Annotated in this window: 8 protein-coding genes; 7 read left to right on the forward strand and 1 reads right to left on the reverse strand. The window is 46.6% G+C overall.

What is annotated here, in order from left to right:
* The 7 genes from OEV42_14765 (at position 1) to OEV42_14795 (ending at position 4,935) form a co-directional block, all read left to right on the forward strand.
* On the forward strand, positions 1 to 204 hold the full coding sequence (locus OEV42_14765; protein ID MDH3975537.1) for a hypothetical protein: 204 nt from the start codon (positions 1 to 3) through the stop codon (positions 202 to 204).
* Positions 201 to 650, forward strand: a complete 450-nt coding sequence (locus OEV42_14770) for a DUF2634 domain-containing protein (protein ID MDH3975538.1) — start codon at positions 201 to 203, stop codon at positions 648 to 650. The genes OEV42_14765 and OEV42_14770 overlap by 4 nt, the downstream gene beginning before the upstream one ends.
* Positions 634 to 1,773: a baseplate J/gp47 family protein gene (locus OEV42_14775; protein MDH3975539.1), complete on the forward strand. Its 1,140-nt coding sequence runs from the start codon at positions 634 to 636 to the stop codon at positions 1,771 to 1,773. The genes OEV42_14770 and OEV42_14775 overlap by 17 nt, the downstream gene beginning before the upstream one ends.
* A 2-nt stretch (positions 1,774 to 1,775) precedes the next feature.
* Positions 1,776 to 2,318, forward strand: coding sequence for a hypothetical protein (locus OEV42_14780; GenBank protein ID MDH3975540.1), 543 nt, complete (start codon positions 1,776 to 1,778; stop codon positions 2,316 to 2,318).
* A gap of 16 nt (positions 2,319 to 2,334) precedes the next feature.
* Positions 2,335 to 3,549, forward strand: a complete 1,215-nt coding sequence (locus OEV42_14785; GenBank protein ID MDH3975541.1) for a phage tail protein — start codon at positions 2,335 to 2,337, stop codon at positions 3,547 to 3,549.
* Between the two features lie 14 nt (positions 3,550 to 3,563).
* A complete protein-coding gene (locus tag OEV42_14790; GenBank protein ID MDH3975542.1) occupies positions 3,564 to 3,941 on the forward strand; it encodes a hypothetical protein in 378 nt (125 codons plus the stop codon).
* A gap of 232 nt (positions 3,942 to 4,173) precedes the next feature.
* On the forward strand, positions 4,174 to 4,935 hold the full coding sequence (locus OEV42_14795) for a DNA adenine methylase (protein MDH3975543.1): 762 nt from the start codon (positions 4,174 to 4,176) through the stop codon (positions 4,933 to 4,935).
* Between the two features lie 141 nt (positions 4,936 to 5,076).
* Here OEV42_14795 and OEV42_14800 read toward each other — a convergent pair.
* Positions 5,077 to 8,553, reverse strand: a 3,477-nt coding sequence (locus tag OEV42_14800) for an EAL domain-containing protein (GenBank protein MDH3975544.1), incomplete at its 5' end; no start/stop codon positions are given.

Consider the following 8,553-nt stretch of genomic DNA (forward strand, 5'->3'; position numbering starts at 1 on the left):
ATGGCGCTGAATAAAGCGGTTCTGGAGGCTGCAATAATAACGGAAATCCAGGCACAAGGTTTTGATACGGCTAATGAGCATTCCAAATTTCCCCAACTGGCGAAGGCTATAGCCAATGCCGTGGTGGATCATTTTACGGCCAATGCAGTCGTTACTACAACTTCAGGCGCTCCTGATGAGGAGCATACAGGGGTAATATCATGAATGATAATGATCTCAACGATCTATATGGGCAGGACATAAAAATCGATTTTTCCACCATGCAGGCGGTTATTGCCGCTAATGGTGAAGCGGTTTTGACGGAAGGGACTGAGACGCCCATACAAAATATCTTGCTCAGACTCTCCACGCCGCTGGGCTCCCTTTTTTATGATACGGGCTATGGCAGTGAAGTCTATAAATGGGTGCAGGAAGAAAACACAAAGGCAAACCGCAACGGTCTGGCGGCTGAGATCAAGCGCCGGATTGCCCTGGAGCCGACTGTTGTTTTTGGGTCGGTATCGGCAAGGGTAATTAGCTGGGATGAATCGGGTGTTACTGTTGACGCCGGGTTCCGGCTCATTGCGGAGGACCATCCCTTTAACCTGGTTATTAATATTAATGATGATGGAAAAATAGAAGGGGTGATGAACGATGTCAATACCGATTAGTAAAACGCTCGACCAGGTCAGGCAAGACCTCTTCGACAAGATATCCTCTGTGCAACAAGAAGGCTGGTTGCCGTCAAAGCTGAACCTGAATAAGGGTATAGTACGTGGCATGATAGAGCTGTGGGCATGGGGGCTTTTTCAACTCTATGCCTTTCTGGCCACACTGCTGAAACAGGCATTTCCCTCAACGGCCACCGGTCCCTGGCTTGTACTGCATTGTGATGGGGTAGGCGTAAAAAAACTGCTTAAGACAAAGGCAAAAGGAAACGTTAGATTTTACCGGACCGGCTCGACGGGCAATGTCAATATCGATGCCGGGTCGGTTGTAAAAACGCCAGTCGATGCGCTCGGTAAAGTTTACCGCTTTGTTACCCTCGCCGATGCCGTGCTCCTCGATGGAACGACGGAGATCTATGTCGAAGTGGAAGCTGAGGAATATGGCTCCGGCAGTAACGTGACCGTTAACCAGATTACGGAGATTGTCACCTCCCTGCCCGGCGTCGACGGCGTTGATAATGCTGCTGACTGGCTGACTTCCGAGGGGGCCGATGCCGAGGAAGATGAGCCGCTGAGAGAGCGTTATTACCTTTCATGGAAAGACATTAACGGATCGACAAAATACGCCTATGAATCATGGGGGCGGTCAGTAACGGGTGTGGCTTCAGTAACTATTGTTGACCAGCATCCCAGGGGACAGGGGACGGTCGACGTTGTTATTGTGGGAACTGCCGGTGCACCTACGCCCACACTTATTGCCGCTGTTCAGGCTGTTATTGATAATAATAAACCGATTAATGATGACGCTCTCGTAATCGGACCGACTGAGATTCCCCTGGATATTACTGTTGAACTGGAGCTTGTGTCCGGTGATGAAAGCACCATTATTTCAGAAGTCGATGGCCGGATCAGGATGCTCTTTGATTACAGCAGCATGGGGAACGAAATAACACCCCTCGATATCGGTGATGATCTGCCGCTTGATCGTATTACCGTCTGCGGCATGATCGACGGCGTCAAGAAGGTTAATATTACAGCGCCGGTAGCTGATACGTCAATTGCGGCCAATGAGGTCGCAACACTTAATAGCCTGACTGTTACGGCTGTATGGGCAACGGAGGAGTAATCATGTTTTGGGATTATTTTAAAAAGAAACTTCGCTTTTTGCTTGTATGGTTTTCAGGGCCGCTGGCACAGATGGCAAAGGGCGGCGCTCAGGTTCTCGATGATACCGCCGAGGATATGAGGTGGCTGAGAGACCAGTTTTTCTCGTCAAAGGCGGATGCTGCCTATCTGGCAGAATTTGCCAGAAGCCGGGGGCTGTATCGATGGCAAAACGAGAGTGACACTTCATGGTTAAGCCGGGTGGTTTACGCTTACCTTTATTGGAAGGCGGGCGGCACAACGCCGGGCATGATAGATGTGCTGGAAAAGATCGGAGTTCCCGGCGCTGCCATTGAAAATATAGGCCTTACCGATCAGGCACGATGGGCAGAGTTCAGGGTGTACGGTGATACCTATGACGGTAATCCTTATGCTGAATATATTATCAGGGTAATTAATGAGATTAAACCGGCCAGGTCGAAATTATCTGAATTAATCCTGTCAAGCAATCCTGTGGTGGGAACGCTGGGTTTAGGTTGTGTCGTATCAACACATATTGAATGTTAATTTAAAGGAGATTTAAATGAGTGACGGAATATGGACTGATGAGGGGATCGCGCTTATCGATGCTGCCTTTGGAGCGGCTGAGACGGTAAACCTTAATGAATTTATTATGTCGGGATCTGTGCTGATTGGCGGGCTGGCCGCTTTCAACCTGGACCCGCTGATGACGCATGCCACCTTTCCGGCAGAGCAATACCGGGCGGCGGTGCATAATTCATTCATCGATGTTGACGGTTATCTTGTCGTTGAATGCTGGATCGAGGGAAATATACCGGACGCTTTTTTCTCAAACGGCATCGGGATTGTTCATGATGACGGAGTGGGAACGAAAACTTTAATGGCCATTGCCCAGGTTCCTGTTCAGGAAAGGTTTTTAACGGTCTTTCAGAAGTTCCTGGTCAAATTGCCGGTGACCGGGAATATCGGGGTTACTATCGATGTTACCTTCAGGGCTGAAGATGCGGTAACACATGCCGAACTGTTGGCGGCTGATGTTGATAGGGTTGACGGGATTCATGCCTCGGCAACGCCGGAGGCGAATAAGCTGCTGGCGCTTGATGGTGGGGCTAAAATACCAACGGCAGCGATACCTGCACTGGCTATAGGGGAAATATTTCCTGTTAATTCCGAAGCTGAAATGCTGGCATTAACAGCGCAAACCGGGGACGTGGCTAAAAGGATGGACTTGGGGAGATCGTTTATGTTGCAGGTCGAACCTGCCACCGTTCCTGGAAACTGGCTGGTAATGACCGATGATTATACACCGGCGAGTCATTTAGGTGATACTGGTAATCCCCACGGTGTTACGGCAGCGCAGGCCGGGGCGGCACCATCGAGCCATGTTGGATCAGGGGACTCAGCGCATGCGCTGGCCACTGAAACAGCGCACGGGTTTATGGATAAAGCAGATAAAAAAAAATGTAATTCTATTAATAAAACTTATGGGTCAGCTTTTTCTTTAGCGGCAGGTGATGAGCTCGGATTTTCTGCCACTTACCCACATTGCTTTGGAACTATAATGTTATCTGTGCAAGGAAGTGTGAATTCAAATGTTAGTGTTTGCGCCACTTACAAAGATACTTTTGGACGATTCTGGGCTATGACTCAAGGGAGAGGAACAATGCCGAGTTGGCCTCCCGATCCGGTGGCAAATGAGAATATAAAGGTAAGAGTAAGGAACAATCACTCTTCAGCCCAAGATGTGTCTTATAGAGCTGTTTCTTTGTCAGACTAGTAATGGTGAAATAAATGAAAAACATGACTGTATATAAATACCTCCCCGTCACCATTGAATACACAGACGACCTCCCTGAGCAGCATACCGGATATGCCGAGGGATTTAGAGTCAAAATCCGTCCCTCTCACCGTAATGACAGGGGTCTCCTGGAGCATGAGATTATCCATGTCAAACAGTGGTATCGGACATTCGGGCTGTATTCTCTCCTTAATAAATATAGTAGAAAATATAGGCTTAAATATGAACTGGAAGCGTATAGAGAACAGCTCAAGCATTATCCTGATGCAAACTATGCGCGTCTTGTTGATCGTTTTGCAGGGTTTATTGCTGACAAGTATGAGCTGGGAATTTCGAAGGAAGAGGCAAAGGATTTATTATGCAGGAAATAATTCACAGACGCGATTGGGATCGCAAGGAGTATTACCGGGACTTGCTACAAAAACAGACCTTTTAAGTATGTAATAAAGACGGACAGCAATCCAGGGAATGGCCTCCCTGAAAACCAGGTGTGCAGCACACACCAGACGGGATAACCCGCTGCCGTCCGCCACCCACGTAGGCGGAAGAAAGCATAGCAGGGCTATCCTTTAAAATCAACTATGACATAAGGAGGTCACGGCTATGTCAAAACCTGTTATTCCATGGATCGGCGGAAAACGCCGACTTGCAAAGAGAATTCTTCCCCTTTTTCCTGATCATGAATGTTATGTAGAACCCTTTTGTGGGGCTGCGGCATTGTTTTTCATGAAAAAACCGGCACAGTCGGAAGTGTTGAATGATATTAACCTGGAACTGGCCAGTTTTTACAGGGTATTAAAACACCATTTAGATGAGTTTATAAAACAGTTTAAATGGACCCTGGTTCACAGGGAAATCTTTAAATGGCTCCAGGACACCCCGCCGGAAACACTCACCGATATCCAACGTGCAGCCCGGTTTTATTATCTCCAGAAACTCGCATTTGGCGGTAAGGTAGATAGCCAGACCTATGGCACCGCAACAACTAGTAAACCACGTCTCAATCTTCTCCGTATTGAAGAGGACCTTAGCCAGGCATGGCTGAGGCTGGCCAGAGTTCATATAGAAAGTATGGACTGGAAGAAGTGTATTTCTAAATATGACCGCAAGCACACTCTTGCATATTTAGACCCTCCTTATTACGGCACAGAAGGATATGGCGTCGCCTTCAATCTTGAGGAATATAGCATAATGGCAGATATGGCCAGATCGATTAAAGGAAAGATGATCATCAGCGTAAACGATATCCCGGAAATGAGAAGAGCCTTTAAAGGGTTGAGTATGGATACGGTGAAAATTAAGTATACAGTCGGAGGCAATGATAAGGCAGTGAACAGGAGGGAACTGATTATCAAGAGCTGGTAATCAGATTAAAATCATGTTAAAAAATGCATTGTTGGTTCCAAAGGGCGTGTAAATTGGTTCCAAACCGCGCGGCTTGCTACACTTTTAACTCTAACCCCGCCCAAAAGACGGGGATTTCAAAGATTAATTAAAAGATTAAACCTACCCCCTTTTAATCTTTTCTATCCTCGGTGACGGTTTTCCGATGAGATAGCCCTGGGCATAATCGACGTCATAAGCTCTCAGAAGCTCCAGTGTTTCTTCCTTTTCGACAAATTCGGCGACTGTTTTAACGCCCATACCTTTGGCCACATCAGTGATGGATTTAACCACGATCTGGTCATTTTTGTTTTTATGGAGGTTTCTGATAAAGGACCCGTCAATTTTTATATAGTCTACGTTCATTTCTCTCAGGTAGACAAAGGAGGTAAATCCTACGCCAAAGTCATCGAGTGAGAACCTGCATCCCAGTTTTTTCAGGTCATTAATAAATTTTACAGCGCGGTTCAGGTCTCTTACGGCAGCTGTTTCAGTTATTTCAAAAACAAGGTGGCTCGGATCGGCTCCCTTGGCTTCAATGGTTTCCTTCAGGAAGTTAAAGATCATTTCATTGCCCAGGTCTTTGCCGGAAAGGTTGACGCTAAGAGTGATTTTCATTCCCTTTGCAAATAACCTGGATTGGAGTTTGATGGCCTTTTCAGTGACCATCCTGTCTATCCGGCCGATGAGCCCCACTTCTTCAGCTACGTTTATGAATGCGCCGGGAAGCAGTATTTTACCCCCTTCGTCACGCATTCTGACGAGCACTTCATAGTGATGGACTTCGTCCTGTTTCAGGTTAAGAATGGGCTGGAACCAGAGTTCAAAACGGTCTTCCGACAGGGCCTTTTCCACTTTTCTTTTCCAGTCGACCCTGGTGTGAATTTCTTCAAGATATTTATCGTCACTGCTGTAGAGGTGACATTTGTTGTATCCCAGTTCCCTTGCCCTGTAAAGGGCCGCATCACCTTTTGAAAAAAGCTGCTTCATATCTTCACCATGGTCGGGAAAAAGGACGATGCCGATACTTGCCGTTGTGGAAAACTGCATTTCTCCGATACGAAATTCACCGATGCTTCCTCTAATCAGTTCTGCTGCTTCAAGGCCCTCTTTTTCGCCGCGCATGGGAAGGAAAATGACAAACTCATCACCCCCTGCGCGGCAGATGAAACTGCTCTGACTGACTTTATGCATTTCATCGAGGTCGAGGAGCAGCTTGTTAAGAAGGTTTGCTGTGCGCCTTAAGTAATCATCACCGGTAACATGGCCGAAATTATCGTTAATGTATTTAAACTCGTCAATATCAACCATGAGAAGTGTTCCCTTGTGACCAAAGCTTTTTGCCGTGTACATCCACTCTTTCAGCAGGTCCATGAACCTTTGCCTGTTGACAAGGCCTGTCAGTTCATCGTGAGTTGCAAAGTATTCAACCATCTCCTGTGACTGGATCCTGTCGGTAATATCTGCCTGGATTGCAAGAAAATGGGTGATTTTACCGGACTCGTCCTTAATCGGTGATATGAGAGATCTGACCCAGAAGTACTGGCCGTTCTTTCTCCTGTTTTTAAGCTCTCCTTCCCACACATTTCCTCTGAGGATGGCATCCCATAATTCTTCATAGACGGTTTCATTAGACTCGCCTGAAGAGAGAATGCGGGGGTTCTGGCCGATGGCCTCATTTCTTGAGTACCCTGTAATTTCCTCGAAGGTTTTATTGACATACTCTATATTGCCGTTAACGTCCGTAATAAGAACGATGTTTATACTGTGTTCAATGGTTGCGGAAAGTTTTTTCAGTTCATGTTCCGCTTCTTTGCGTTCAATGATTCCGGCCAGCGTATTTGCCGCGGCGCTGAGGAATTCCTTTTCCGACCGGTCTTCTATGTGTCCTTCTTTTAGATAGACATTGATAATACCCATAATCCTTGATCCCGATTTGATGGGAACACAATAGTGACCGTGGGGTTCCATCCCCTCATAAATGATGTCATGCCTCTCGTCAATGGTGGAGACAAAGAGTGTTTCTCCCTCGGCGGCAGCTCTGCCGCAGATGCATTTACCGAAAGGAATTTTGCTGCAGTGCTTGATTTGTTCCTCCGTAATGTTTCTTCCGCCTTTAAGCTCCAGCAGGTCTGGTTCATTGCCCACAAGGTAAATGGAGCCCTTTGATTTGTAAGCCAGCCAGGGCATGGAGAGAATGACATCGAGAGATCTGTTAAGCTGTTCATCCAGTGAAAGGGGCCGCAGGGAAAGTTTGAGTATGGAGGTAATGGCCTGCTGAGACTGGTAGCTCTTTCGTATTTTTTCTTCTGCCAGTCTTTCTTCCGTCACATCCTGCACGGTCCCGATCATTTTCGAGACATTACCCTTTTTATCGAAATAGACTTGCGCCTGCTCCTGAACGGTTCGTTCCTTTTCGTCTCTCCTTATAATACGATGGTTCATTTTATAAGGTATCTTTCTTTCAATAGCGGCATTGACGGCCTCTTTTACATAGTCCACGTCATCGGGATGGACATGGGAAAGAAAAACCTCGTAGTTAAGATCAATCTCCCCCGGTTTATAGCCGAAGATCCGGTAAGCTTCATCGGACCAGCTTATGGTGTTATCGTTTATATACCATTCCCAGTTTCCGATATGAGCTATCTGCTGGGCTACTTTGAGGCTGGCTTCGCTCTTCATATAAGCTGTGGCGGTGTTGTTTATTTCTGAAACCATGTAATTAAATGCGTCAGACAGGGCGCCTATTTCGTCCTTGCTTTTAACGGGGATGTTAATGTCATAATTACCCTTTGCAAGCTCTTTCGATGCGTCGGCGATTCTCCTGATGGGAGTAACAACGGTCCGGTTGAAAAAGATAAACATGACAAAGATAATTCCGCCGAGAATGAACATGGCGATAATAGCGTCGCGAAGCATATATTTTGTGGGGGACATGATTTCTTTTTCATCGATTTTCACAATGAGGGTCCATCCCGTCATTGTAAGGCACATGGATGCTCCGCCCACCGGGACGCCCCTGTAGTCCCTGTAAAAGCCTGTCACTTCAGTTCCTGATTCAATGCACGCCCTGACGGGTTTTGTGTCGACACGCTGCTTGAGAATCGCCCTTTCAATAAAAATTGAATCGGTGATCATGACCTTGTCCCTGTTAACTATATAAGCGTCAAAGGTCCGGTAATCATGCGTGTGTGACGACAGCGCGCCCAGTTTTATGAAGAACACTTTTTTGAGGATTTCATTGAGTTCGGAAAGGAGGAGGTAGTTGGCGAGAATTCCTATGACTTCTCCCGACGCTCTATTTTTTACGGGAGTAGAAATAACAATGTACGGTTTCCCGCCCAGATGGGTTGTTGTGTCTGTTACAGAGGGTGATAAGAGGCCTCTTTTAAAAAAAGTTTCCTTCGAGAGGTCTTTTCCAATAGCAGAAAGGTCAGTCGATGCGATGATGGTGCCTGTTTTCGATAAAACAACTATTTTCTTAATGGTTTTGTCGAGGACTATTTTATTTTTAAGGAGGTGTTCACTGAGGGCCTTGTTCTCTTCAAAATAAATGCCTTCATCAATTTCCAAAAGTGCCTTGATAATGGTTCCGTCACT

The sequence above is a fragment of the Deltaproteobacteria bacterium genome, assembly GCA_029860075.1.
In the GTDB taxonomy this organism is placed as follows: domain Bacteria; phylum Desulfobacterota; class JADFVX01; order JADFVX01; family JADFVX01; genus JAOUBX01.